This window comes from Streptomyces sp. NPDC016562 (genome assembly GCF_043076955.1).
GTDB lineage: Bacteria > Actinomycetota > Actinomycetes > Streptomycetales > Streptomycetaceae > Streptomyces.
Window position 1 is genome coordinate 51,570 of sequence record NZ_JBIBRZ010000001.1, and the last position, 23,686, is coordinate 75,255.

At 72.0% G+C, this 23,686-nt stretch carries 21 protein-coding genes; 9 read left to right on the forward strand and 12 right to left on the reverse strand.

The window, feature by feature from the left end:
* Positions 1 to 5: 5 nt before the first annotated feature.
* The 3 genes from ACF059_RS00215 to ACF059_RS00225 all read right to left on the reverse strand — a co-directional run bounded on the left by ACF059_RS00215 (position 6) and on the right by ACF059_RS00225 (position 5,648).
* Positions 6 to 1,451, reverse strand: coding sequence for an aldehyde dehydrogenase family protein (locus ACF059_RS00215; RefSeq protein ID WP_366864846.1), 1,446 nt, complete (start codon positions 1,449 to 1,451; stop codon positions 6 to 8).
* Between the two features lie 148 nt (positions 1,452 to 1,599).
* The gene (locus ACF059_RS00220; protein WP_392049536.1) at positions 1,600 to 3,180 is read right to left on the reverse strand and encodes a PucR family transcriptional regulator; all 1,581 of its coding nucleotides are present in this window, start codon (positions 3,178 to 3,180) and stop codon (positions 1,600 to 1,602) included.
* A gap of 107 nt (positions 3,181 to 3,287) precedes the next feature.
* Positions 3,288 to 5,648, reverse strand: coding sequence for an ATP/GTP-binding protein (locus ACF059_RS00225; RefSeq protein ID WP_392049538.1), 2,361 nt, complete (start codon positions 5,646 to 5,648; stop codon positions 3,288 to 3,290).
* 238 nt (positions 5,649 to 5,886) lie between these two features.
* Between ACF059_RS00225 and gabT the strand changes: the two genes are divergently transcribed.
* Positions 5,887 to 7,233 carry a 4-aminobutyrate--2-oxoglutarate transaminase gene (gabT, locus tag ACF059_RS00230; protein WP_392049541.1) on the forward strand — a complete coding sequence of 449 codons (1,347 nt, stop codon included), beginning with the start codon at positions 5,887 to 5,889 and terminating at the stop codon, positions 7,231 to 7,233.
* 489 nt (positions 7,234 to 7,722) lie between these two features.
* Positions 7,723 to 8,205 (forward strand): phosphatase PAP2 family protein, encoded by a 483-nt coding sequence (locus ACF059_RS00235; RefSeq protein WP_392049543.1) that lies wholly within the window; start codon positions 7,723 to 7,725, stop codon positions 8,203 to 8,205.
* Between the two features lie 62 nt (positions 8,206 to 8,267).
* On the opposite strand, the gene ACF059_RS00240 is transcribed toward ACF059_RS00235, so the two are convergent.
* The 7 genes from ACF059_RS00240 to ACF059_RS00270 form a co-directional block, all read right to left on the reverse strand.
* On the reverse strand, positions 8,268 to 8,747 hold the full coding sequence (locus ACF059_RS00240) for a hypothetical protein (protein ID WP_392052941.1): 480 nt from the start codon (positions 8,745 to 8,747) through the stop codon (positions 8,268 to 8,270).
* A gap of 113 nt (positions 8,748 to 8,860) precedes the next feature.
* Complete coding sequence (locus ACF059_RS00245; protein ID WP_361942113.1) at positions 8,861 to 10,279, reverse strand: FAD-dependent oxidoreductase; 1,419 nt, start codon at positions 10,277 to 10,279, stop codon at positions 8,861 to 8,863.
* 40 nt (positions 10,280 to 10,319) lie between these two features.
* Positions 10,320 to 11,126, reverse strand: a complete 807-nt coding sequence (locus ACF059_RS00250; RefSeq protein ID WP_366864854.1) for an ABC transporter permease — start codon at positions 11,124 to 11,126, stop codon at positions 10,320 to 10,322.
* Entirely contained in the window at positions 11,126 to 12,055 is a 930-nt protein-coding gene (locus tag ACF059_RS00255) for an ABC transporter permease (RefSeq protein WP_392049546.1), read from the reverse strand. The genes ACF059_RS00250 and ACF059_RS00255 overlap by 1 nt, the downstream gene beginning before the upstream one ends.
* A complete protein-coding gene (locus ACF059_RS00260; protein ID WP_392049549.1) occupies positions 12,052 to 13,200 on the reverse strand; it encodes an ABC transporter ATP-binding protein in 1,149 nt (382 codons plus the stop codon). Before ACF059_RS00260 ends, ACF059_RS00255 begins: the two co-directional genes overlap by 4 nt.
* 95 nt (positions 13,201 to 13,295) lie before the next feature.
* Complete coding sequence (locus ACF059_RS00265) at positions 13,296 to 14,546, reverse strand: spermidine/putrescine ABC transporter substrate-binding protein (protein WP_392049551.1); 1,251 nt, start codon at positions 14,544 to 14,546, stop codon at positions 13,296 to 13,298.
* Positions 14,547 to 14,593: 47 nt separating this feature from the next.
* On the reverse strand, positions 14,594 to 16,108 hold the full coding sequence (locus tag ACF059_RS00270; protein WP_392052944.1) for a gamma-aminobutyraldehyde dehydrogenase: 1,515 nt from the start codon (positions 16,106 to 16,108) through the stop codon (positions 14,594 to 14,596).
* Between the two features lie 194 nt (positions 16,109 to 16,302).
* Between ACF059_RS00270 and ACF059_RS00275 the strand changes: the two genes are divergently transcribed.
* Together ACF059_RS00275 and ACF059_RS00280 are read left to right on the forward strand one after the other, a co-directional pair.
* On the forward strand, positions 16,303 to 16,857 hold the full coding sequence (locus tag ACF059_RS00275; protein ID WP_392049555.1) for an NADAR family protein: 555 nt from the start codon (positions 16,303 to 16,305) through the stop codon (positions 16,855 to 16,857).
* Positions 16,858 to 16,880: 23 nt separating this feature from the next.
* Positions 16,881 to 17,291 carry an NUDIX hydrolase gene (locus tag ACF059_RS00280; RefSeq protein ID WP_392049558.1) on the forward strand — a complete coding sequence of 137 codons (411 nt, stop codon included), beginning with the start codon at positions 16,881 to 16,883 and terminating at the stop codon, positions 17,289 to 17,291.
* Positions 17,292 to 17,336: 45 nt separating this feature from the next.
* Here the strand turns inward: ACF059_RS00280 and ACF059_RS00285 are convergent, their stop codons facing one another.
* Complete coding sequence (locus ACF059_RS00285) at positions 17,337 to 18,044, reverse strand: DUF4190 domain-containing protein (RefSeq protein WP_392049560.1); 708 nt, start codon at positions 18,042 to 18,044, stop codon at positions 17,337 to 17,339.
* A gap of 111 nt (positions 18,045 to 18,155) precedes the next feature.
* On the opposite strand from ACF059_RS00285, the gene ACF059_RS00290 reads away from it, so the two are divergent.
* The 5 genes from ACF059_RS00290 to ACF059_RS00310 all read left to right on the forward strand — a co-directional run bounded on the left by ACF059_RS00290 (position 18,156) and on the right by ACF059_RS00310 (position 23,097).
* The gene (locus tag ACF059_RS00290) at positions 18,156 to 19,181 is read left to right on the forward strand and encodes an adenosine deaminase (RefSeq protein WP_366864861.1); all 1,026 of its coding nucleotides are present in this window, start codon (positions 18,156 to 18,158) and stop codon (positions 19,179 to 19,181) included.
* A 36-nt stretch (positions 19,182 to 19,217) separates the two neighbouring features.
* Entirely contained in the window at positions 19,218 to 19,913 is a 696-nt protein-coding gene (locus tag ACF059_RS00295) for a glycerophosphodiester phosphodiesterase (RefSeq protein WP_392049563.1), read from the forward strand.
* Positions 19,914 to 19,999: 86 nt separating this feature from the next.
* Positions 20,000 to 21,076 carry a sensor histidine kinase gene (locus ACF059_RS00300; RefSeq protein ID WP_392052947.1) on the forward strand — a complete coding sequence of 359 codons (1,077 nt, stop codon included), beginning with the start codon at positions 20,000 to 20,002 and terminating at the stop codon, positions 21,074 to 21,076.
* On the forward strand, positions 21,073 to 21,747 hold the full coding sequence (locus tag ACF059_RS00305; RefSeq protein WP_392049566.1) for a response regulator: 675 nt from the start codon (positions 21,073 to 21,075) through the stop codon (positions 21,745 to 21,747). The genes ACF059_RS00300 and ACF059_RS00305 overlap by 4 nt, the downstream gene beginning before the upstream one ends.
* A 147-nt stretch (positions 21,748 to 21,894) precedes the next feature.
* Complete coding sequence (locus ACF059_RS00310) at positions 21,895 to 23,097, forward strand: serine hydrolase domain-containing protein (RefSeq protein ID WP_392049569.1); 1,203 nt, start codon at positions 21,895 to 21,897, stop codon at positions 23,095 to 23,097.
* 9 nt (positions 23,098 to 23,106) lie between these two features.
* On the opposite strand, the gene ACF059_RS00315 is transcribed toward ACF059_RS00310, so the two are convergent.
* Positions 23,107 to 23,616, reverse strand: coding sequence for a hypothetical protein (locus ACF059_RS00315; protein ID WP_392049572.1), 510 nt, complete (start codon positions 23,614 to 23,616; stop codon positions 23,107 to 23,109).
* Positions 23,617 to 23,686 lie beyond the last annotated feature (70 nt).

Consider the following 23,686-nt stretch of genomic DNA (forward strand, 5'->3'; position numbering starts at 1 on the left):
CGAGATCAGATGTCGAGGCCGGTCAGGACCAGGACTCGCTCGTACGTGTAGTCGTCCATCGCGTAGCGGACGCCCTCGCGGCCGACGCCGGACTGCTTGACGCCGCCGTAGGGCATCTGGTCGGCGCGGTAGGACGGCGCGTCGCCGACGACGACACCGCCGACCTCCAGCTCGCGGTGGGCGCGGAACGCGGTCTGGATGTTCCGCGTGAAGACGCCGGTCTGCAGGCCGAACTTCGAGTCGTTGACGGCGGCGAAGGCCTCGTCGGTGTTCTCGACCTTCTGCAGCGTCAGGACCGGCCCGAAGACCTCCTCGGTGGCGAGCTTGACGCCGTCCGGGACGTGCGCGATCACGGTCGGCTCGTACGAGGCACCCGTGCGCTTGCCGCCGGTGAGCAGCTTGGCTCCGGCGGACACGGCCTCCTCGACCCAGGACTCGACGCGCTGGGCGGCGGCCTCGGAGACGAGGGGGCCCACGTCGGTGGCCGAGTCGGACGGGTCGCCGGTGACCTGCGCCTGGACCTTCGCGACGACCTTCTCGACGAGGCGGTCGTAGACGGAGGCGTCGGCGATCACGCGCTGCACGGAGATGCAGGACTGGCCGGCCTGGTAGTTCGAGAAGGTCGCGATGCGGGTCGCGGCCCAGTCGAGGTCGGCCTCGGAGGACCAGTCGTCCAGGACGACGGCCGCGGCGTTGCCGCCGAGCTCCAGGGTGCAGTGCTTGTGCGGCACCGACTGCTGGATGGCGTAGCCGACGGTGTCGGAACCGGTGAAGGAGATCACGGGCAGGCGCTCGTCCTTGACCAGGGCGGGCATCTTGTCGTTCGCGACCGGCAGGACCGACCAGGAGCCGGCCGGGAGGTCGGTCTCGGCGAGCAGCTCACCCAGGATCAGCCCGGACAGGGGCGTGGCCGGGGCCGGCTTCAGGATGATCGGCGCGCCGACGGCGATGGCCGGGGCCACCTTGTGGGCGCACAGGTTCAGCGGGAAGTTGAACGGCGCGATGCCGAGGACCGGACCCTTGACGAAGCGGCGGGTCAGCGCGAGGCGGCCGACGCCACCGGCGTCGGTGTCGAGGCGCTGGGCCTCTCCGCCGTTGAAGCGGCGGGCCTCTTCGGCGGCGAAGCGGAACACGGACACCGCACGGCCGACCTCGCCGCGCGCCCACTTGATGGGCTTGCCGTTCTCGGCGGAGATCAGCTGGGCGATCTCCTCGGTGCGCTCCGCGAGCCGCTTGGACACGTGGTCCAGGGCGGCGGCCCGTACGTGGGCGGGGGTCGCGGAGAACTCCGCCGTCACGGCGTGCGCCGCGGCCACGGCCTCTTCGACCTGCTCGTCGGTGGGCACGCTGACGACGCCGACGAGGCGTCCGTCCCACGGGGAGTGGACGTCGAAGCTGTCCTCGCCGGTGGCCTGGCGGCCGGCGAGCCAGAAGGCGTGGGTGGAAGTCATGCGAATCCCGGCCCTTCGGAGTGTGCGGTCGTCTTGTCCCCTCCACGGTAGGACGCCGTCGGCGTTTGGGCGTTTGTCCCTGATGGAGCGGCGGGTCGCCGGGCTTCGCCGGTTTGTCACTGTCGCCCCGGCGGGTCGAGCCGCCCGGCTACGAGGGGGCCGAGGACGCCTTGAGGGCGAGCCACAGCTCCATGCGGACGTCGGGGTCCTCCAGGGAGCGGCCGAGGATCTCCTCGACCCGCTTCATCCGGTAGCGCAGGGTGTGCCGGTGAACGCCGAGGTCGGCGGCCGCCGCGTCCCACTGGCCGTGGCGGGAGAGCCAAGCCTGGAGCGAGGCCACGAGGTCGCCGCGTCCGGTCGCGTCGTGGTCCCGCAGCGCGCGCAGGGTGCCGTCCGCGAAGGCCCGTACGGCGTCGTCGGCCAGCAGCGGCAGGACCGAGCCGGCCGCCATGTCCTCGTGCTCCACGATCGGCCGGCCGCGGCGGCGGGCCACGGCGAGCGCCTGGTCGGCCTGTTTGAGGGCCGCGGCCACGGTGTCCGCGGTGGCGGGTGCGGACAGGCCGACGACGAGTTCGTCCGGCTCGGGCCCGGCCGCGTCCCGGCCGCGCCGTGCCTCCAGCGCCTCCGCGTGGTCCGCGCACGCCTGTACGGCGGAGCCCGCGTCGGCGGCCAGCACCACGAGCCGCCCCGCCTCCGGGACCACCAGCAGCGACTCGCCCGTGCGGGCCGCCGCCGACTCCACCGCGTCGGCCAGCAGCGCCAGGCCCTGCGGCTGCGCCGTCCCGGCCAGCGCCGGCTCGGCGGCGATCAGCCGGAAGGGTGCCTCCAGCAGCCCTCCGTACAGGTCCCCGGCGACGGACCGCGCGTGCTCGGCCTCGCCCGCCAGCAGCATCCGCAGGACCGCCGCCCCCAGCCGGGACTCGGCGTCGTGCAGCGAGCGGGAGCGCTCGGTGGTGAGGGTCAGCAGCGCGACCGCGGAGTGGACGGCGTACCGCTCGGCCGTGCCCAGCGGGGCTCCGGTGCCGACGGCCAGCGCGCCCCGGGCCCGGCGGCCCGTACCGAGGGACTGGAGCTCGACGCGGTCCTCGGAGCCGCCGACCACGGCGCTGGCGGGCGCGGGCCGCTCCCGCAGCCGCTCCACGTCGGGGGTCAGCCGGGCGGCGCGGCGGGCGGCCCAGTCCGGGGCCGCGGCGACCACGGCGCCCGAGGTGTCGTACAGCGCGGCCCAGCCGTGCACGTGGGCGGCCAGCTTCGCCAGCAGCTCGGCGGGCCCGTCGGCGGAGAGCGCGGCGCGGGTCAGCTCGCGCTGCGCCTCGAAACCGGCGGTCACGGCCCGGTACTGGTCGGCGGCGAGGGCGGCGGAGACGGCCTTGCTGATCGCGAGGAACGGGGTCCGGCGCGGTACCTCCAGCAGCGGCATGTCCTCGGCGCGCGCCGCCTCGACCAGCGCGTCGGGGACCGCCTCGTAGTTGACGCCGATCGCGAAGCCGATGCCGACGACCCCGGCCGCGGCGAGGCGGCGTACGTAGCGCCGCATCTCCTCGGGGTCCTCCGCGTCCAGCTTCATCGCGGTGATCAGGAGCAGCTCCCCGCCCTCCATGTAGGGGACGGGGTCGGCGAGCTCGCTGACGTGGGCCCAGCGGACCGGGGTGTCGAGGCGGTTCTCCCCCGCCCGCACGCTGAGCTTGAGCGCCGAGTGCTGGACGAGCGAGGCGAGGGTGAGCGGCATCGGTTACCAGGGGCCTTAGCGGGAGGGGGCGGCGGAGGAGCGCTTTTCGCCGTGTCGTATGAACGGCTCCCCTCGATTCTGCCACCTCGTACGGGTCCAGGTGCGGGTCAGGCCGTTCCGGCCAGCCGGACCAGGAGCGGAGCCGCCCGTTCCCCGCGGACGGAGGTCAGCGACAGCACCGCGTGTCCCGGGGGCACGGCATGGGCCAGGTCCGAGGCGGACCACCGCTCCCGCTCGACCTGGCGCACGGTGACGGCGTCGGTGGTGACGGCCTTGCCGGTGACGAGCTTGCGGAAGGCGTGCATCGCCCGGGTCAGCGGCTGGTCGGCGAAGACCGTGCGGTGGGTCACGTCACGCGTCTCCACCCACTCGGTGCCCCAGGCCTCCGCGAAGCGCTTGCCGTCCCAGGTGGTGACCCCGGAGAAGGCCATCCGGCAGCCGACCGCCCCGAGCAGCGGGGTCCGCAGCGCCTCCGGTACGTCGTCCAGCGTGCGCAGGGTGAGCAGGACCCCGGCGTTCGCCGAACGCAGCCGCTGTACGCCGCGCACGGTCTGCGGGGTCAGGGTGTGCGAGGCGTCGTCGAGGGCGAGGAAGGCGAAGAGGGAGCGGTCGGTGCGGGCGGCCGCGGCGGCGCTGAACTGGGCCAGCAGCAGCCGGGCCAGCATGCGGGAGGCGTCGGCGTGCGCGCGCTCGGGGAGGTCCACGCGGACCCGGATCGGGTGCTCCAGGGCCCGCAGCGAGAAGGGCCTGCCCTGCCCGGTGGTGTCGAAGCCCCCGACACTGAAAAACGAGGCGAAGGCGGGCCGGTCCAGCAGCGCCACCCGGTCGGCGAGGGCGGGGCCGGGGTCGCCGTGGGCGCCGTACTGCCGTTGGCGCGCGTCGAGCTCGCGCAGCATCGCCTGCTGCCCGCCGTCCTCCAGTGCCCGCCGCAGCCCGTCGACGGCCGCCGGCACCTGGTCGAGCAGCTCGCGCAGCTCGGGCACGGCGGGGAAGCGGCCGTGCGCCGCCCGGAACGGCCCGAGGAGCTGCGCGAGGGCGGTCGCGGCCCGGCGCACCTCGATCCCCGGGACGTCCCCGACGAAGGCCTCGGCGAGCAGGCCGGCGGCCTCGTCGGGGTCCGTGGCGCCGCCGTAGAGGTCGAGGTCGTAGACGGACGCGGGGTCGCCGACGCGGACCACGACGTCGTAAGCGGCGTCCGGTCCGAGCTGCGCCCCGGCGGCGCCGACGGCGACGACGGCGGCCTGGCCGGCGAGCGCCTGGAGCGCGAGCGACTCGACGACGGGCCGCACCAGGCGGCCGGTCTTGCCGGATCCGGACGGCCCGACGGCGAGCAGCGAGGTCCCGAGGACCTCGGGGTCGAGCGCGAGCGAGGTGCCGCGGCGGGCGTACGGGTTGCGCGCGCCGTCGTCGACGGTGCCGAGCAGCACCTGGCGGGCCAGCAGGTCGTGCCGGGCGGCGCGCACGGGCAGGTCCCGCGCCCCGGACGGGTGCGCGCAGGCCCCGGCGCCCTTGTCCCGCACGGCGTCGGCGAAGGCCCGCAGCCGCGAGGGGTCGGCCCGCACGGAGTCCCAGGCCCGCCGGATCCGTGCGTAGTCCACGTCGTTCATCCGCCCCCCGCCGGCCTCCCCCTCCAGCCGATCGGCCACCTCCCCCAACCCGGCCCCCCGCAACTGCGGCCACCGCGCGGGGTCCTCGGCCGGTTCCTCGGCCACGGCCGTGGCCGCGCGCTCCGAGGCGGCCTCGGCCGGCCGCAGGCGCCGCAGGAGCCGGCCCGCGCCACCGAGCCAGGCGAAGGAAAGGACGACGGCCACGTCGATCGCAGTCTTCGCCGCGTTGTCGAGTTCGAGGTTGGCGGCCGGGTCGGAGGTGTACGGCAGGAACGCGAAGACGAGCTGGCGGATCGGCAGCTGGTGGTTGTCCACGAGCAGGAGGGTGATGTAGGCGAGGGGTAGGACCGCGAGGGCCTGGATCCAGGGGCCGCGCGCGACGACCAGGCGCGTCCAGGCGGTGCGCCAGCTCCCGAGCCGGCCGAATCCGTAGAGGAGCGCCGAGACGAAGAGCAGCTCGTAGATCGGCTTGGCCTTCATCCCTCCCGTCCCCATGACGGGCTCCCCGTTCGCGGAGTACCAGCTGTCGGGTGTGAAGAGGTTCAGCGGGGCGTCCCAGAAGGGGATGTAGGTGTTGCGCATGAGGGACCAGACGAGGACGCAGGCCAGGAACGAGATGAACGCGCCGCTGGCCAGCGTCCGGTCGGGGGTCTGTGCGTCTTCCACCGCTCCGCGCGGGGTGTACCCGTACCTCCAGACGCCCGGCTCGGCGGCCGGGCGGGGGATGCGCAGCCAATCGGCGAGGGTCGGCCCCTGGCCGGGCGAATGGCGGGGCTTCGGAGGCGGCGTGGCTGGGCCGGCAGGTCTCGGCACGTGACTCGCACGGGTCACCTGTCCGTCGTGCGTGCCGTCGGTGTCCATGAAACCCCTGCCCCCTGCCCCGTTCCTGCGCTCCGGCGCTCAATCTAGTGCCCGTCACCGGTCTTGGAGCGGTACCCGGTCATGATCCACGAGATGCGCGTCATGTCCTTCCTATGGCCGTCGCGGACAAGGACACGCGGAGATCACTACCGAACGGAGCATGCAGGACTCCCTCCGCCGGGCCTAGCCTGCGGACAAAGACACAAGTGCGTCCGAAAACACCCCCCAGGAGCCCTCCATGACCGCTGTCCCGCAGGAGCGCAAGATCGTCACCGCGATCCCCGGCCCCAAGTCGCAGGAGCTGCAGGCCCGCCGCCTCGGCGTGGTGGCCGGTGGCGTGGGCTCCGTGCTCCCCGTCTTCACGGCCCGCGCGGGCGGCGGCATCATCGAGGACGTCGACGGCAACCGTCTGATCGACTTCGGTTCCGGCATCGCCGTGACCTCCGTCGGCGCCTCCGCCGAGGCCGTCGTCCGCCGCGCCTCCGCGCAGCTCGCCGACTTCACGCACACCTGTTTCATGGTCACCCCGTACGAGGGCTACGTCGAGGTCTGCGAGGCCCTCGCCGAGCTGACCCCGGGCGACCACGCCAAGAAGTCGGCCCTGTTCAACTCCGGCGCCGAGGCCGTCGAGAACGCCGTCAAGATCGCCCGTTCGTACACCAAGCGCCAGGCCGTCGTCGTCTTCGACCACGGCTACCACGGCCGTACGAACCTCACGATGGCGCTCACCTCGAAGAACATGCCGTACAAGAACGGCTTCGGCCCGTTCGCCCCCGAGGTCTACCGCGTCCCGGTCGCCTACGGCTACCGCTGGCCCACCGGCGCCGAGAACTGCGGCCCCGAGGCCGCCGCCCAGGCGATCGACCAGATCACGAAGCAGATCGGCGCCGACAACGTCGCCGCGATCATCATCGAGCCGGTCCTCGGCGAGGGCGGCTTCATCGAGCCGGCCAAGGGCTTCCTGCCGGCGATCGTGAAGTTCGCCAACGAGAACGGCATCGTCTTCGTCGCCGACGAGATCCAGTCCGGCTTCTGCCGCACCGGCCAGTGGTTCGCGTGCGAGGACGAGGGCATCGTCCCGGACCTGATCACCACCGCCAAGGGCATCGCGGGCGGTCTGCCGCTCGCCGCCGTCACCGGCCGCGCCGAGATCATGGACGCCGCGCACGCGGGCGGCCTGGGCGGCACCTACGGCGGTAACCCCGTCGCGTGCGCCGGTGCGCTCGGCTCCATCGAGACCATGAAGAAGCTCGACCTCAACGCCAAGGCGAAGAAGATCGAGTCCCTCATGAAGGCCCGCCTGACGGCCATGCAGGAGAAGTACGAGATCATCGGCGACATCCGCGGCCGCGGCGCCATGATCGCGATCGAGCTGGTCAAGGACCCGGTGTCCAAGACCCCCTTCCCGGAGGCGGCCGGCGCGCTCGCCAAGGCCTGCCACGCCGAGGGCCTGCTCGTCCTCACCTGCGGCACGTACGGCAACGTGCTGCGCTTCCTCCCGCCGATCGTCATCGGCGAGGACCTGCTCAACGAGGGCCTGGACCTCATCGAGGCCGCGTTCGCGGCCATCGGCACCGAGATCTGAGCGGACGCGCGATCGGGCCGGCGCGGACCGGCGAGCGGACAAGTGAGCGGACGGCTAGAACGTCCGCACGCAGCGCCCGGTCACTAACCACCGGTAACGGTCGGGCGCTGTGAAGAAGGTGTGGGGGGCCGATGGCGGGAGCGCGTTCCTGCTGTCGGTCCCCCTTCCGCTGCCGTACGGTTTCTGCAGATGAGTGAGACAGCCCGCTCACGGGAAACCGGGGGCGATACCAGTACCGGGCTTCCCCAGCGCCGTACTGGGCATGCGTTCGCGCACACTCCTCACCGATCGGACGGCCGTTCGCCCCAAACCCCCCGGGGCGCACGGCAACCCGATCCGGGCGGCCGTCCCGGAACCATCCCCCCTGTTCCGGGACGGCCGGCCATTCTCCTCGCCGCGCTCTGTCTGACGGCCTTCGCCCTGATCACCTGGCAGGTCCTCGTCGCGGGGCCGCTGCTGACGCCGGATCACGAGCTGAGCCGCGCCCTGGTGCGCGCCGTTCCCGACCGGATCACCGAGCGCCTGTCCGACCTCGGCAACGTCCCGGTCGCCCTGCCCGTCCTGCTCCTCGCCGCGGCCTACGCCGCCCGGCGCGGCAACCGCCGCGGCGCGCTGGCCGCGGCCGTCGCCATGGCCCTCGTCCCGGCCCTGATCGTGCCGCTGAAGGAGTGGACCGCGCGCCCGGGCCCCCTCGAACCGTGGGCGGCCGGCTACTACCCCTCGGGCCACACCGCGACGGCCTTCGTGGCGTACACGGGCGCGGCCCTGCTGCTGCGGCCGTACACCGGCCGCGCGCGGTGGGGGTGGTGGCCGGTGGCCGTCGCCCTCGTCCTCACGGGCGCCACGGCCACCGGGCTGGTCCTGCGGGGCTATCACTGGCCGCTCGACGTGCTGGCGAGCCTGCTGATGTGCACGCCCCTGCTGCTGGCGGTCGGCCGGTCCTGCGGTCGTACGCGCCGAAGTCCAGGCTGATCCGGCCGGCCGCCGGCGGCCGGGGCGTGTGGAGCGGGCCCGTGGGCGGAAGTCGGGAGGGGTCAGGGCTCACGGCCCTCCCGCGCCCCGGACGCGGCCGACGCCGAGGCGACCCCCGCCGCCGCCTCGTGCATCGCGAGCTCCAGCACGGCCGGGTCGGTCAGGGTCCCCCGCCCGTCCGGGAGCACCAGCCAGCGCACCCCGCCCGTGTGCCGGCCGGGGTACGGGGTCACGATCCAGGTGCCGCGCCCGGCCCCCCGTACGCCCGTGCCGATCCAGCGGGACGCGGTGCCGACGGGCACGAAGAAGCCCAGCCGCGAGCCGCCGAAGTCGGCGAGCACGGGGCCGGGCCGGTCGAGGATCAGGCGCAGCACGTCGAGGGTGGACCGCCCCAGCTCCCCGGGCAGGATCAGCACGTCCCAGCGCCGGCCGGCGGGCAGGAGGGCGACCCCGAGGGGGTTGCGCTCCCACTCCCACCGGCAGGCGTCGGGATCCGGCGCCACCGATGCCAGCCATTCCACTGCCGTCTTGGCCCCCGGGATCGCCATCGCCCGGCCTCCGTTCCGCTAGGTGAGGGGTTCTCACCTGGAGAGAGCGGGGCCGGGCGCGGTTATGACGCGGGTTTCGTTACTCCGAGGCAGTGAATCAGTGCCGGTCAGCTGTCGAAGCCGAGGCCGAGCCTGTCCAGCGTCCTGAGCCACAGGTTGCGGTGGCCGCCGCGGGCGTCCGCGCGGGCCAGCGACCACTTGGTGAGGGTGATGCCGGTCCAGGCGAAGGGCTCGGGCGGGAACGGCATCGGCTTGGACCGCACCATCTGCAGCCGGGTGCGCTCGGTGTCGGCCCCGTCGAGGAGGTCCAGCATCACGTCGGCGCCGAAGCGGGTGGCGCCCACGCCGAGCCCGGTGTAGCCGGCCGCGTAGGCCACCTTCCCCGAGTGCGCGGTGCCGAAGAAGGCGGAGAAGCGCGAGCAGGTGTCGATCGCGCCGCCCCAGGCATGGCTGAACTTCACGCCCTCCAGCTGCGGGAAGGCGGTGAAGAAGTGCTCGGCGAGCTTCAGGTAGGTCTCGGGGCGGTGGTCGTACTCGGAGTCGAGCTTCCCCCGGTAGGGGTAGATCGCGTCGTAGCCGCCCCACAGGATCCGGTGGTCCGGAGTGATCCGGAAGTAGTGGAACTGGTTGGCGCTGTCGCCCAGCCCCTGCCGCCGCTTCCAGCCGATCGCGGCGAGCTGCTCCCCGCTCAGCGGCTCGGTCATGAGCGCGTAGTCGTAGACCGGGACGGTGAAGGGGCGGATCCGCTTGACCAGCGACGGGAAGATGTTGGTGCCCAGCGCGACCCGGCGGGCCAGAATCGTGCCGTAGGGGGTCTGCACGGTCATGCCGGTCCCGGCCGAGGCCATCTTCAGGCCGCGGGTGTTCTCGTAGATCCGTACGCCCAGGTCGAGACAGGCCCGCTTGAGGCCCCAGGCCAGCTTCGCGGGGTTGAGCATCGCGACGCCGTCGCGGTCCCACAGGCCCGCGAGGAAGGTCGGGGAGTCGACCTCGGCGCGCACCGCGTCGCCGTCCAGCCAGGTGCTGGAGCCGGCCAGGCCGAGGCGCTGCGCCTCTTCGTACAGTTCGCGCAGCTCCTCGACCTGGTGCGGTTCGGTGGCGACGTCGATCTCGCCGGTGCGCTCGAAGTCGCAGTCGATGCCGTAGCGGGCGACGGCCTCCTCGATGGCGTCGAGGTTGCGGGCGCCGAGCTCCTCCAGCTTCGCCAGCTCGCCGGGCCAGCGGGCCAGCCCGTTGCCGAGCCCGTGCGTGAGGGAGGCGGCGCAGAAGCCGCCGTTGCGGCCCGAGGCGGCCCAGCCCGCCTCCTTGCTCTCGATCACCACGACGTCCCGCTGCGGGTCCCGTTCCTTGGCGAGCAGCGCGGTCCACAGCCCGCTGTATCCGGCGCCGACGACCAGCAGGTCGCAGCGCTCGTCGGTGGTCAGCGCGGGCTGTGGGGCCGGCTTGCCGGGGTCGTCCAGCCAGTACGAGACCGGCTTCGCTTCGGAAAGGGATTTCGCAACACTACGCATGGCGACTGGGGCCATGGCTTCCAACTCCCTACGGAACTGATGACGTGCCTTGGAACTACTTCGGCTGTGCTTTCCTGCGGCGGTTGCCGACCATCTGGCCGACGAGGACCACCAGCACCGCGATGACGAACATCGCCGTGCCGATGACGTTGATCTGCACGGGCGTACCGCGCTGGGCCGAGCCCCACACGAACATGGGGAAGGTGACGGTGTTGCCCGAGTTGAAGTTGGTGATGATGAAGTCGTCGAAGGAGAGCGCGAAGGAGAGCAGCGCTCCCGCCGCGATACCGGGTGCCGCGATCGGCAGGGTGACCCGTACGAAGGTCTGCACCGGGCCCGCGTAGAGGTCGCGGGCCGCCTCCTCCAGCCGCGGGTCCATGGACAGGACGCGCGCCTTGACGGCGGCGACGACGAAGCTGAGGCAGAACATGACGTGGGCGATCAGGATCGTCCAGAAGCCCAGCTGGATGCCCATGTTGAGGAAGAGGGCGAGCAGCGAGGCCGCCATCACGATCTCGGGCATGGCCATGGGCAGGAAGATCAGCGAGTTGACGGCGCCGCGCGCCCTGAAGCGGTAGCGGACCAGCGCGAAGGCGATGGCGGTGCCCAGCGCGGTCGCGCCCAGCGTGGCCCAGAGGGCGATCTGGAGGGAGAGCGAGAGGGAGCCGCACAGGTCGGCGACGCCGCAGGGGTCCTTCCAGGCGTCGAGCGAGAACTCCTGCCAGGCGTAGTTGAAGCGCCCGGTGGGGTTGTTGAAGGAGAAGACGGTGACCACGACGTTCGGCAGGATCATGTACGCGAGCGTGCCGAGGCCCGCGATCACGACCAGGTTGCGCCGCAGCCAGGTGAGGGGGGTGCGCATCAGACCAGGTCCTCCGTCCCCGCTCGGCGGATGTAGATGGTGACCATGATCAGCACGATGGCCATGAGGATGAAGGACAGCGCGGCCGCCGTCGGGTAGTCGAGGATCCGCAGGTACTGCGACTGGATGACGTTGCCGATCATCCGGGTGTCCGTGGAGCCGAGCAGTTCGGCGTTCACGTAGTCGCCGCTCGCCGGGATGAAGGTGAGCAGGGTCCCGGAGACGACGCCCGGCATGGAGAGCGGGAACGTCACCTTCCGGAAGACCGTGGCGGGCGTGGCGTAGAGGTCCCCGGCCGCCTCGTGGAGGCGGGTGTCGATGCGCTCCAGCGAGGAGTACAGCGGCAGGATCATGAAGGGGAGGAAGTTGTACGTCAGGCCGCAGACGACCGCGAGCGGGGTGGCCAGCACCCGGTCGCCCTGGGTCATGCCGAGCCAGCTGGTGACGTCGAGGAAGCCGATGTCGTTCAGGACGGCGACCACCGGTCCGCCGTCGGCCAGGATCGTCTTCCAGGCCAGCGTGCGGATCAGGAAGCTCGTGAAGAACGGGGCGATGACCAGCACGAGCAGCAGGTTGCGCCAGCGGCCCGCCTTGAAGGCGATCAGGTAGGCCAGCGGGTACCCGAGCAGCAGGCACAGCGCGGTCGCGGTGCCCGCGTAGAGCAGGGAGCGCAGGAACTGCGGCATGTACTCGGTGAGGGCGTCCCAGTACGTCTGGAAGTGCCAGGTGACCTCGAAGCCCTCTTCGAGGGAGCCGGTCTGCACCGAGGTGGAGGCCTGGTAGACCATCGGCAGCACGAAGAAGACCAGCAGCCACAGGATGCCGGGGAGCAACAGCCAGTAGGGGACGAGCCGCTTGCGGGCCGACGGCTTGTGCACCGGGGGTTCGGCGGGGGCGGGCGCCTGGGGCGGCGCCGCGGTGGTGGTCATGCGCTCTCCTCCACCGTCTCGACGCCCGCGTCGATGTCCTGGGCCGCGTCGAGGCCGAAGGTGTGATCCGGGTTCCAGTGCAGGATCACCTCGGCGCCCGGGACCAGGCGCGCGTCCCGCTCGATGTTCTGGACGTACACCTCCAGCTCGGGGCAGACCGGGCTGTCGATCACGTACTGGGTGGAGACGCCGATGAAGGACGTGGCGGCGATCCGTCCGGAGACGGTGTTCCGGCCCGCCCCGATGGTGTGCTCCTCGTCCGTGTGGACCAGGGAGATCTTCTCCGGCCGTACGCCGACCAGCAGCTTGCCGCCGGCGGCGGGCGTGGTCGCGCAGCGGGCCGCGGGCAGCCGCAGCTTCGTGCCGGAGGCCGATACGACGACCTCGGAGCCCGCGGACTCGACGGACGCCTCGATGAGGTTGGAGGTGCCGAGGAAGTTGGCGACGAAGGTGGTGCCCGGGTTCTCGTACAGCTCGGCGGGCGCGCCCAGTTGCTCGACGCGGCCGCCGTTCATCACGGCGACCGTGTCGGCCATGGTCATGGCCTCCTCCTGGTCGTGCGTGACGTGGACGAAGGTGATGCCGACCTCGGTCTGGATCCGCTTGAGCTCCAGCTGCATCTGGCGGCGCAGCTTGAGGTCGAGGGCGCCGAGGGGCTCGTCGAGGAGCAGGACCTGCGGGTGGTTGATGAGGGCGCGGGCGACGGCGACGCGCTGCTGCTGGCCACCGGAGAGCTGGTGCGGCTTGCGCCGGGCGAACTGGCCGAGCTGGACCAGTTCCAGCATGTCGTCGACCTGCTTCTGCACCGACTTGATGCCGCGGCGGCGCAGGCCGAAGGCGATGTTCTCGTAGATGTCCAGGTGCGGGAAGAGCGCGTAGCTCTGGAAGACCGTGTTGACCGGGCGCTTGTGGGGCGGCAGGTGGGTGACCGCGCGCTCGCCGAGGTGGACGGTGCCGGTGGAGGGCTCCTCCAGGCCGGCGATCATGCGCAGGGTGGTGGTCTTCCCGCAGCCGGAGGCGCCGAGCAGGGCGAAGAAGGAGCCCTGGGGGATGGTGAGATCGAGCGGGTGCACGGCGGTGAAGGTGCCGTAGTGCTTGCTGATCCCGGAGAGGCGGACGTCGCCGCCCTCGGTCTTGTCAGTCATGGAGGGGTCCCGGGGTTGGGTGGGCGAGGAGGACGAGGGAGGGGTTCGATTGCCGAAGCTGCGGCCACGACTAGGGCCAGTGGCTGCGGCCGCGGCTACGCGCCGATGAGCTTGGCGAACTTCTCCTCGTAGGCGGTCTCTTCCTCGCCGCTGAGGGAGCGGAAGGCGTGGGACTTGGCGGTCATCGCCTTGTCCGGGACGATCAGCGTGTTCTCGGCGAGTTCGGCGTCGATCTTCGCGAGCTCGTCCTTGACTCCCTCGACGGGGCAGACGTAGCTGATGTACGCGGCCAGCTGGGCGGCGACGGGTAGCTCGTAGTAGTAGTCGATGAGCTTCTCGGCGTTGGCCTTGTGCCGGGCCTTGGCCGGGACCAGCAGGTTGTCGCTGGAGGTGATGTAGCCGGCGGCCGGGATCGCGAACTTGATGTCCGGGTTGCCGGCCTGGAGCTGGATGACGTCGCCCGCCCAGGCCAGACAGGCGGCGAGGTCGCCCTTGTCCAGGTCGGCGGTGTAGTCGTTGCCCGTGAAGCGGCGGATCTGGTTCTTGTCCACGCCCTTCTGGAGCCGGCCGACCGCCTCGTCGAAGTCGGCGGTGGTGAAGCTCGCCGGGTCCTTGCCCTGGTCGAGGAGGGTCATGCCGACGCTGTCGCGCATCTCGGTGAGGAAGCCGACCCGGCCCTTGAGGGTGGGGTCGTCGAGCAGCTGGGTGACGGAGTCGACCTTCTTGCCGCCGGTGGCCTTCTCGTTGTAGGCGATGACGGTGGAGATGCCGGTCCAGGGGTAGCTGTACGCGCGGCCCGGGTCCCAGTCGGGGCTGCGGAACTGCGGGGACAGGTTGGCGTAGGCGTGCGGCAGGTGCGAGGGGTCCAGCTTCTGGGCCCAGCCGAGGCGGATGATGCGGGCGGCCAGCCAGTCGGTGACGACGATCAGGTCGCGGCCGGTGTCCTGGCCGGCCGCGAGCTGCGGCTTGATCTTGCCGAAGAACTCGACGTTGTCGTTGATGTCCTCGGTGTACTTGACCTCGATCCCGGTCCGCTTGGAGAACTCCTCCAGGGTCGGACGGGACTTCTCGTCCTCGCTGGTGTCCATGTACTCGGTCCAGTTGGAGAAGTTGATCTCCTTCTCCTGGGCCGAGTGGTCGTCGGACGCCGCGGCCGAGTCGCCCTCGCGCTTCGCGGGCGGGATCCCGCACGCGGCGAGGGTGGACAGGCCGCCGACGGTGAGCGCTCCGACGCCGGAGGCGCGCAGCAGCGAACGGCGTGTGAGGGCTCCGCGCCCGCTGGTGAGGCTGCGCCGCATCGCGGCGAGTTGCGCCGCCGAGAGGCGGTCGGGCTCGAACTGCTCCATGCGCTGTGCCCTTTCGGGAGGTGTACCGCTGGTCGGGCGGTGGTCTTTTATCGGTCCCCGAAGATCGTGCGGTGCCAGTCCTTCGCGGCGACCGCCGTGTTGTCGTACATCACGTGCTTGACCTGCGTGTACTCCTCGAAGGAGTAGGCCGACATGTCCTTTCCGAAGCCGCTCGCCTTGTAGCCCCCGTGGGGCATCTCGCTGATGATCGGGATGTGGTCGTTGATCCAGACGCAGCCCGCCTTGATCTCGCGGGTGGCGCGGTTGGCCCGGTAGAGGTCGCGGCTCCAGGCGGAGGCCGCGAGTCCGTACGGGGTGTCGTTGGCCAGCGCGAGGCCCTCGTCGTCGGTGTCGAAGGGCAGGACGACGAGGACCGGGCCGAAGATCTCGGACTGGACCACCTCGCTGTCCTGGGCGGCGCCGGCGATGAGGGTGGGCCGGTAGTACGCGCCGTCGGCGAGCTCGCCCGCCGGGATCTCGCCGCCGGTGACGACGGTGGCGTAGGAACGGGCCCGCTCGACGAAGCCGGCGACCCGGTCGCGCTGGGCGTGGGAGACCAGCGGGCCGAGGTCGGTGGTGGGCGCGAAGGGGTCGCCGACGCGGACGCTCTCCATCAGCTCGGCCACCCGGGCGACGAAGGCGTCGTGGAGCGGGCGCTGGACGTAGGCGCGGGTGGCGGCCGTGCAGTCCTGACCGGTGTTGATGAGGGAGGCGGCGACGGCTCCGTGCGCGGCGGCCTCCAGGTCGGCGTCGTCGAAGACGAGGAAGGGGGCCTTGCCGCCGAGTTCCAGGTGGAGCCGCTTGACGGTGGCGGTGGCGATCTCCGCGACCCGCTTGCCGACGGCGGTGGAGCCGGTGAAGGAGGTCATCACCACGTCCGGGTGGCCGACGAGGTGTTCCCCGGCGTCCCGGCCCGCGCCGGTGACGATGTTGATCACGCCGTCGGGCAGGCCCGCCTCCTTGGCCGCCTGGGCGAACATCAGGGAGGTCAGGGGGGTGAGCTCGGCGGGCTTGAGGACGATGGTGTTGCCCGCGGCGATGGCCGGGAGGATCTTCCAGGCGGCCATCTGGAGCGGATAGTTCCAGGGCGCGATGGAGCCGACGACCCCGATGGGCTCGCGGCGTACGTACGAGGTGTGGTCGCCGGAGTACTCGGCGGCGGCCTGCCCCTGGAGGTGGCGCGCGGCCCCGGCGAAGAAGGCGGTGTTGTCGATCGTCCCCGGTACGTCGAACTCCGTGGACAGCTTGATCGGCTTGCCGCACTGGAGGGACTCGGCGTAGGCGAAGTCCTCCGCCTGCTCGGCCAGTACGGCGGCCAGCCGGTGCAGGGCGTCCGACCGCTCGCCGGGAGTGGCCCCGGCCCAGGCGGGGAAGGCCCGCAGGGCGGCGGCGACGGCCTCGTCGACGTCCGCGGTGCTCGCGAGCTCGTAGGTGAGGACGTCCTCGCCGGTCGCCGGATCGACCACCGTGTGTGAACGACCGGAGGTGCCGGCCCTCAGCCGCCCGTCGATGTACTGCGCGCCGTCCGCGAAGCGGTCCTTGACCTGGAAGCGGTTGCCCATCACGCTCTCACGCTCTCCGTAGCTACAGTTCGAGCTACAGCTCGAATTGAGTGCCGATCCTGGCAGAGGAGGTGCCCTCGGCCAAGTGATTCCGTTGTTTCCTTTTGATTACGCGACGGAATCGGTCGACCATGTGTCGAGGCACGCCGAAAATCCCGTACGAAGTGTCAGTGGCGGGTGCCAGACTCGCGTGCATGGACAAGATCGACGAGCTGATCAGGCAGGTCAACCAGGGTAAGCGGGTCAAGTTCCTGCCCTTCTGGGGGCACCGGCCGCGGCCGGACGGGAAGCTCGGACCGAGCTGCCTGAGCCAGTGGTGGCCGTCCCCCTTCACTGTCGGTGACGTCCGTTATGCCACGGCCGAGCACTGGATGATGGCCGGAAAGGCCCGGCTGTTCGGGGACCCCGAAGCCGAGCGCGCGGCGCTGGAGGCGAAGAGCCCCGCCGCCGCGAAGAAGGCCGGGCGGCTGGTGCGCGGCTTCGACGACGCGATATGGGCGCGGGAGCGCTTCGCCCTGGTGGTGGAGGGCAGCGTCCACAAGTTCGGCTCCGACCCAGCGCTGCGCGCGTACCTGCTGACGACCGGGGACCGGGTGCTGGTGGAGGCGAGCCCGGTGGACCGGATCTGGGGCGTCGGGCTGGCGCCCGACGACGAACGCGCCCTGGACCCGGCGCGCTGGCGCGGGCTGAACCTGCTGGGCTTCGCGCTGATGGAGGCCCGGACCCGGCTGCGCGAGGCCGGCGCGTGACGGAGCGGCGCCGGGTGGCCGCGGTGATCATCCGAGACGGCTGCGTGCTGATGGTGCGCGAGCGTGGGCAGGGCCCCTCCGGGCTGCACGACGGGCCGGAGTACTGGACCCTGCCCGGCGGCGGGGTGGAGGCGGGCGAGGAGCCGGAGCAGGCGGTCCGGCGGGAGGTCGCCGAGGAGGTCGGCCTGCGCGCCCTGGACGTGCGATATGCCTACGAGGCGCCCTACCCCTCGGGCTGGACCTCCTGCTTCCGCGTGGAGGTGGCGGCCGGGGAACCGCAACTGGGCGTGGACCCCGACCTGGTGTGCGCGTGCCCGAGGATGGTCGGGCTCATCTGGGTCCCGTTGTCGCGCGGCACCGACGGCGCGTCGGTCATGGTGCCCACCCTGCTGAGCACCTGCCCGGTGGATCCGGGCCCCGGCCCCGACGCCTAGCCTGTCCTCGTCCGGGTGCGCAGGCGGGAAGACGACTCCGGGTCGTCAGACCCTTTCCCGTACCTGTGAGTTGTCGTACGGGCTGTCGTACCGGGAGTCGTCGAAGTCCCCCTCCATGAAGTTGGCGAAGACGGCCACGAGCATCAGCGCGCCCAGCAGGATGCCGATCGCGCCGAGGATGATGCCCGCCAGCGCCATCCCGCCGTTGTCGGCCTCGCCGCGGTTCGCCTTGCCCCTGCCGAGGGCGCCGAAGACGACCGCGCCGATCCCGAGCGCTATCGCTATGAAGCTCGTGATGCAGCCGATCACCGACAGGATGCCGAGGACCAGGGCGGTGATCCCGAAGCCGTTGCTCCGCTGGGTCCCATACGGCGCGTACCCGCCGTGCCCCGGGTAGCCGGGATACCCCTGGGCTCCGGGGGGCCCGGGATATCCGGGGTATCCGGCGTCACCGGGGTATCCGTAGCCGGGTTGGGCGGCCGGGTATCCGTACGCCGCCGCGGGCCCGGGCATCGGTGCCTGCGCCGGGATTCCCATCGGCGCCGTGACGGCCTGCGGAGCGGTGTGCGGGCCGGGATGCGGAGCCGGGCCCGCCGGGGGCAGTTGGTCGCCCGGCATCCCGGCGAGCGTCGGCTGGTCGTGCACGGACGGCGGGCCCGACGCGCCCGGTGTGCCCTGTGACTTGCCCAGGTCCACCGCCGGCCGCTCCGGTGGCGCCCAAGGGTCTCGCGGCTCGGGGCTGTTCTCGGTCATGCGGCGCCCCCCTCTCGTACAGCCATGCTAAGCGCTGCGACCGACAGTCACCGGGGCTGCCTACGATGAATCCAGACCCGCCCGCACCAGCGTCCTCCCGGAGGCACCCCCATGACCGACCTGCACCCCTTCATCGCGGGGCTGCCCAAGGCCGAACTGCACGTCCACCACGTCGGATCCGCCTCCCCGCGCATCGTGGCCGAACTGGCCGCCCGGCACCCGGACTCGAAGGTCCCCACCGACCCCGAGGCGCTCGCCGACTACTTCACCTTCACCGACTTCGCGCACTTCATCGAGGTCTACCTGTCGGTCGTCGACCTGGTCCGCACCCCCGAGGACGTCCGGCTGCTGACCTTCGAGGTCGCCCGCGACATGGCCCGGCAGAACATCCGCTACGCCGAGCTGACCATCACCCCGTTCTCCTCCACCAAGCGCGGCATCGAGGAGAAGGCCTTCATGGAGGCCATCGAGGACGCCCGCAAGGCCGCCGAGACCGAACTCGGCGTCATCCTGCGCTGGTGCTTCGACATCCCCGGCGAGGCGGGGCTCGAAGCCGCCGCCGAAACGGCCCGGCTCGCCGTCGAGCTGCGCCCCGAGGGCCTGGTCTCCTTCGGCCTCGGCGGACCCGAGATCGGCGTCCCGCGCCCGCAGTTCAAGCCGTACTTCGACGCGGCCCGCGCCGCCGGCCTGCACAGCGTGCCGCACGCCGGCGAGACCACCGGCCCCGAGACGATCTGGGACGCCATCCGCGAACTGGGCGCCGTCCGCATCGGCCACGGCACGAGCGCCACCCAGGACCCGGAGCTCCTCGCCTACCTCGCCGAGCACCGCATCGCGCTGGAGGTCTGCCCGACGTCCAACATCGCGACGCGCGCGGTCACCGACCTCGACCGGCACCCGGTCCGGGAGATGGTCGCGGCGGGCGTGCTCGTCACCATCAACAGCGACGACCCGCCGATGTTCGGATCCGACCTCAACAACGAGTACGCGGTGGCGGCCCGCCTCCTGGGTCTCGACGAGCGCGGGCTCGCACAGATCGCCAAGAACGCCGTCGAGGCCTCCTTCCTGGACCCGGCCGGCAAGGCGAAGCTGAGCGCGGAGATCGACGCGTACACCGAGGCGTGGCTCGCGCGCTGAGCCCCGCCGGCGCGGCCCGCCCCTGAGAATGGGGCCATGAGCACCCTGACGGCCGTCGGCCACCGCGGCGATCCCTACCGCGTCCGTGAGAACACCCTGTCCTCGATCCGCTCCGCCTTCGCCCGCGGGGCGGACGCGGTCGAGATCGACGTACGGCTGACCCGCGACGGGGTGGCCGTCCTCCTCCACGACGACACGCTCCAGCGGCTGTGGGGCCACGACGTACGCCTCGCCGACGTCACGGCCCCGCAGTTGAAGGAGCTGACCGGGGGCGGAGTGCCGACCCTGCGCGAGGCCCTGACGGCGGCCGGGGCGGGCGCGGGCCGGCTGATGCTCGACCTGCCGGGCGCGACCTACGAGTCGGTGCGCACCGTCGTGGGCGAGGTCCACGCGTGCGGGGCGCGCGAGCGGACGTACTACTGCGCGGGCCCGAGGACGATGCTGGCGGTCCGCGCCGCCGATCCGGGCGCGGAGATCGCCCTGACGTGGACGACGCTGTCGCCGCCGAGGCGGGTGCTGATCGACGCCGTGGCGCCGCGCTGGCTCAACTACCGCTTCGGGCTGGTGAGCCGGGAGCTGACGGACGCGCTGCACCGGGACGGCCTCCTGGTGTCCGCCTGGACCGCCGACACCAGGCGGGCGATGAAGAAGCTCCTCGCCGCCGGGGTCGACTCGATCACCACGAACCGGGTGGACGTGCTGACGGCCGTACGCGCCGGCCTCGGCCGGTGATACACGGCTTGGGCGTGCGGATCCGGGCCGCCGACCCCCGGTGGCGCGACCTGGGCCTGACCCTGCTGGTGCAGCTGGCCGTCACGATGCCGTTCGTCGTACCGCGCTCCCCCGACCTGCCCCCGGCGACGTGGACCTCGTACGGCATGACCACGCTCACCGTGCTGCCCCTGGTCTGGCGGCGCCGGGCGCCGGTGACCGTACTGGCGGCGATCACGCTCATCGGCGGGATCTACAAGATCACTGTGGACGGGCCGGGCCAGCCGCTGCCGTACGCGGGCCTGATCGCCTTCTACACGGTCGCGCTGCAGTGCACCGCCCGGGTCCGCGCGGCCGTGGGCCTGGCCAGCGTGGGGGTGGTGGCCGTGTCGGTGGGCCGGGAGACGGGGACGGCCCGGGAGCTGCTGTTCACCCTGTTCGTCTCGGCGGCGGCCTACGTCCTGGGACGGCTCCAGCACACGCGCCTGGCCTACACGGCCGCGGTCGAGGCCCGCGCCGCCGAGCTGGAGCGGGCCAACCGGATCGAGGCGGAGCAGGCGGCCGCGGCCGAACGGGCCCGGATCGCACGGGAGATGCACGACATCCTCTCGCACGCGGTCAGCATCATGATCGTGCAGGCGGAGGCCGGACCGGTGGCGGTGCGCAGGGCCCCCGAGCGGGCCGAGGCCGCCTTCGAGGCCATCGCGGAGACGGGGCGCGACGCGATGGCGCAGCTGCGGGCGATGCTGGGCGTGCTGCGCACCGACGCGGCCTCGCCCAGGAGCCCGCAGCCGGGGATCGCCGAACTGCCGGAGCTGGTGGACCGGGTACGGGCCAGCGGCCTGCGCGTCTCGTACGAGCGGACGGGCGCGGTGCGCGAGCTGCCGGCGGCCCTGGAGGCCACGGTGCACCGGGTGGTGCAGGAGGCCCTGACGAACGTGGTCAAGCACGCCGGGGCTTCGCTGGTGGACGTGAGACTCGCGTACGGCCCGGACGCCCTCACGGTGACGGTCACGGACGACGGCCGGGGGCCGGGCGGCGCCTCGGGCGGGCACGGTCTGATCGGCATCCGCGAGCGGGCGGCGGCGCACGGCGGGACGGCGTGGACCGGACCGGGGCCGGACGGCGCCGGGTACGCGGTGCGGGTGGTCCTTGTAACCTCGCCGCTGGAGGTGGGGAAGTGACGATCCGTGTGGTGGTGGCCGACGACCAGGAGCTGGTGCGCAGCGGTTTCGCGATGATCCTGGACGTCCAGGAGGACATCGAGGTCGTGGCCGAGGCGGGGGACGGCGCGGCGGCGGTGGAGGCGGTGCGGCGGCTGTCGCCCGACGTGGCGCTGCTGGACATCCGGATGCCGGTGATGGACGGGATCGAGGCCTGCCGGGCGATCTCCGCGGGGAGCGCCTGCCGCACGGTGATGCTGACGACCTTCGACGCGGACGAGTACGTGTACGAGGCCCTGCACGCGGGGGCGAGCGGGTTCCTGCTGAAGGACGTGCGGCGCGACGATCTGGTGCACGCGGTACGGGTGGTGGCGGCGGGCGAGTCCCTGCTGGCGCCTTCGGTGGCGCGGCGGCTGATCGAGGAGTACACGGCGGTGACGGGGGCGGCGCGGCCGGGGCTGCCGACGGCGCGGCTGGACGTGCTGACGGCCCGGGAGCGGGAGACGCTGCTGCATCTGGGGCGCGGCCTGTCGAACGCGGAGATCGCGGCGGCGCTGGTGGTGAGCGAGCACACGGTGAAGTCGCATGTGGGGAACGTGCTGGCGAAGCTGGGGCTGCGGGACCGGATCCAGGCGGTGATCTGCGCGTACGAGACGGGCCTGATCGCGGCGGGTACTCCCTCCGGGGAGTGAGGGCGCGGCGTGTCGCCTCCCTCTGGCCGGTGAGTTGTCGTACCGGTGAAGACCCCTCTGCGGGGTGATCCGCAACTACCCCTCTGACCTGCAGCATTGAGTCATCGAGGCCACAGCGGCCCGGTGAAGTCGGAGGGGGATTCCATCATGAAGGCTCGCACGCGCACGTTGATCGCCGCCGCCCTGGTCCTGGGCATCGCGTCCGGACCCGTCGTCGCACATGCCGCCGCGGCGGCTCCCGTCCCGGCGGGGGCCACCTCGGCGGATACGGTGCCCGTCGTCTCGACCCCGCCGAACGCGGCGGCGCTGGCCGGGGCGATCGCGGGCCTCGGCCCGGAGCACAAGGACGCGACGGCCGCCCTGGTCCGGGTGGGAGGGACGAGCGGGGGCTGGCGGGGCGCTTCCGGTGTCGCGGACGTCGTCACGGGGCGGGGGGCCGTGGAGCAGGGGCGGTTCCGGGCCGGGTCGGTGACCAAGACCTTCACCGCGGCGGTGGTGCTCCAGCTGGCGGCCGAGGGCCGGGTGGATCTGGACTGGCCGGTGCGGGAGTACCTTCCCGGGACCGTTCCCGAGGCCTACGCCACGGTCACCGTAAGGCAGTTGCTCAACTACACCAGCGGCATACCGGCGGCGGACGGCCCGGGCGACTCGTTCGAGGCGCAGTGGGAGCACCGCTTCGACGTCACCGACCCGCACGACCAGCTGGCCAACGCCTTCGCGAAGAAGCCGGAATTCGTCCCGGGCACGGCCCAGCACTACCTGAACATCGACTACACGGTGCTGGGCGTGCTCATCGAGAAGGTGACGGGCACCTCGTACGAGGATGCGGTCGCCCGGCGGATCCTGAAGCCGCTGGGTCTGCGTCAGACCTCGTTTCCCGCGCGGACGCAGACGAGGATCCACGGTCCGCACAACCGGGGTTACCAGGCGATAGCGCGGGCGGACGGCTCCAGGGAGCTGCGGGACGTGACGGAGTGGAACTCCTCGGACCGCTGGGCGGCGGGGGACATCATCTCGACCACGGCTGATCTGGAGCGCTTCACCACGGCCCTCTTCAGCGGGCGGATCGTGCCGAAGACCCAACTGGAGGAGATGTTCACGGTGCCCGCCGTGAAGAACTTCGCCAACGGCAAGGACGCCACCCTGACGGCGGGACTGTCCAGGATCGTGCTGCCGGACGGCACGGTGGCGTGGGGCAAGACGGGGGGCCGGCACGGCTACAACACCGCAATAGGCGCGACCCGCGACCTGTCCCGCACGCTGGTCTACTCGGTCAACTCCACCAACGCGAAGGGCGAGGAGACGAACCCGGTGACCTTTGGCATCGTGATGGCGGCCTTTTCCCGGTAGTCCGGCGGTCTAGACGGGCACGGCGGGGGTGGCGGGCGTGGCGGGTGTGAGGGGCGTGGCGGCCATGGCCTCAAGGCGCTTGATCATCCGACGGAGCACCAGCAGGGGGATCACTCCGAAGACACCGAAGGACATGTCGATGACGCTCCACCCGAAGGGGATGCCGCGGATGGGGCCGCAGATCAGGGCCAGGGGTATGACCCCCGCGCAGGCGATCATGCCGGCGTCGACGATCCAGATGTTGCGGACCGGGTCGCGGTGGACGCCGTAGAAGAAGACGGCGATGACGAGGTGGGCGAAGGCGAGCCAGTCGGTGCCGTAGAGGAGGAAGGGATAGTCGGCGTCGGCCTGTTCCAGGCCGTCACCCACCCGGCGCAGCCATGCGTTGTCCACCAGGGCGTTGGCCCAGTGCAGTTCGCTGACCAGGGGGAAGGCCGTGAGGCCGCTGAGCACCAGGCAGACGAGGAACAGGACCAGCCAGGCACGGATTCGACGCTCCAGGGCGCTTCTTTCGCTCATGGAGGGAAGCCTACGCCTGTTTCTGAACACGTTCAGCCAAATCGCTGAACATGTTCAGTTCTCTTCCCAT

What these genes read in the sequence shown, in the direction of transcription:
- ACF059_RS00215 (WP_366864846.1), bottom strand. Translation starts at nt 1,451, where the DNA reads ATGACTTCCACCCACGCCTTCTGGCTCGCCGGCCGCCAGGCCACCGGC.
- ACF059_RS00220 (WP_392049536.1), bottom strand. Translation starts at nt 3,180, where the DNA reads ATGCCGCTCACCCTCGCCTCGCTCGTCCAGCACTCGGCGCTCAAGCTC.
- ACF059_RS00225 (WP_392049538.1), bottom strand. Translation starts at nt 5,648, where the DNA reads ATGGACACCGACGGCACGCACGACGGACAGGTGACCCGTGCGAGTCAC.
- gabT (WP_392049541.1), top strand. Translation starts at nt 5,887, where the DNA reads ATGACCGCTGTCCCGCAGGAGCGCAAGATCGTCACCGCGATCCCCGGC.
- ACF059_RS00245 (WP_361942113.1), bottom strand. Translation starts at nt 10,279, where the DNA reads ATGGCCCCAGTCGCCATGCGTAGTGTTGCGAAATCCCTTTCCGAAGCG.
- ACF059_RS00250 (WP_366864854.1), bottom strand. Translation starts at nt 11,126, where the DNA reads ATGCGCACCCCCCTCACCTGGCTGCGGCGCAACCTGGTCGTGATCGCG.
- ACF059_RS00255 (WP_392049546.1), bottom strand. Translation starts at nt 12,055, where the DNA reads ATGACCACCACCGCGGCGCCGCCCCAGGCGCCCGCCCCCGCCGAACCC.
- ACF059_RS00260 (WP_392049549.1), bottom strand. Translation starts at nt 13,200, where the DNA reads ATGACTGACAAGACCGAGGGCGGCGACGTCCGCCTCTCCGGGATCAGC.
- ACF059_RS00265 (WP_392049551.1), bottom strand. Translation starts at nt 14,546, where the DNA reads ATGGAGCAGTTCGAGCCCGACCGCCTCTCGGCGGCGCAACTCGCCGCG.
- ACF059_RS00270 (WP_392052944.1), bottom strand. Translation starts at nt 16,108, where the DNA reads ATGGGCAACCGCTTCCAGGTCAAGGACCGCTTCGCGGACGGCGCGCAG.
- ACF059_RS00275 (WP_392049555.1), top strand. Translation starts at nt 16,303, where the DNA reads ATGGACAAGATCGACGAGCTGATCAGGCAGGTCAACCAGGGTAAGCGG.
- ACF059_RS00285 (WP_392049560.1), bottom strand. Translation starts at nt 18,044, where the DNA reads ATGACCGAGAACAGCCCCGAGCCGCGAGACCCTTGGGCGCCACCGGAG.
- ACF059_RS00290 (WP_366864861.1), top strand. Translation starts at nt 18,156, where the DNA reads ATGACCGACCTGCACCCCTTCATCGCGGGGCTGCCCAAGGCCGAACTG.
- ACF059_RS00295 (WP_392049563.1), top strand. Translation starts at nt 19,218, where the DNA reads ATGAGCACCCTGACGGCCGTCGGCCACCGCGGCGATCCCTACCGCGTC.
- ACF059_RS00300 (WP_392052947.1), top strand. Translation starts at nt 20,000, where the DNA reads ATGCCGTTCGTCGTACCGCGCTCCCCCGACCTGCCCCCGGCGACGTGG.
- ACF059_RS00310 (WP_392049569.1), top strand. Translation starts at nt 21,895, where the DNA reads ATGAAGGCTCGCACGCGCACGTTGATCGCCGCCGCCCTGGTCCTGGGC.
- ACF059_RS00315 (WP_392049572.1), bottom strand. Translation starts at nt 23,616, where the DNA reads ATGAGCGAAAGAAGCGCCCTGGAGCGTCGAATCCGTGCCTGGCTGGTC.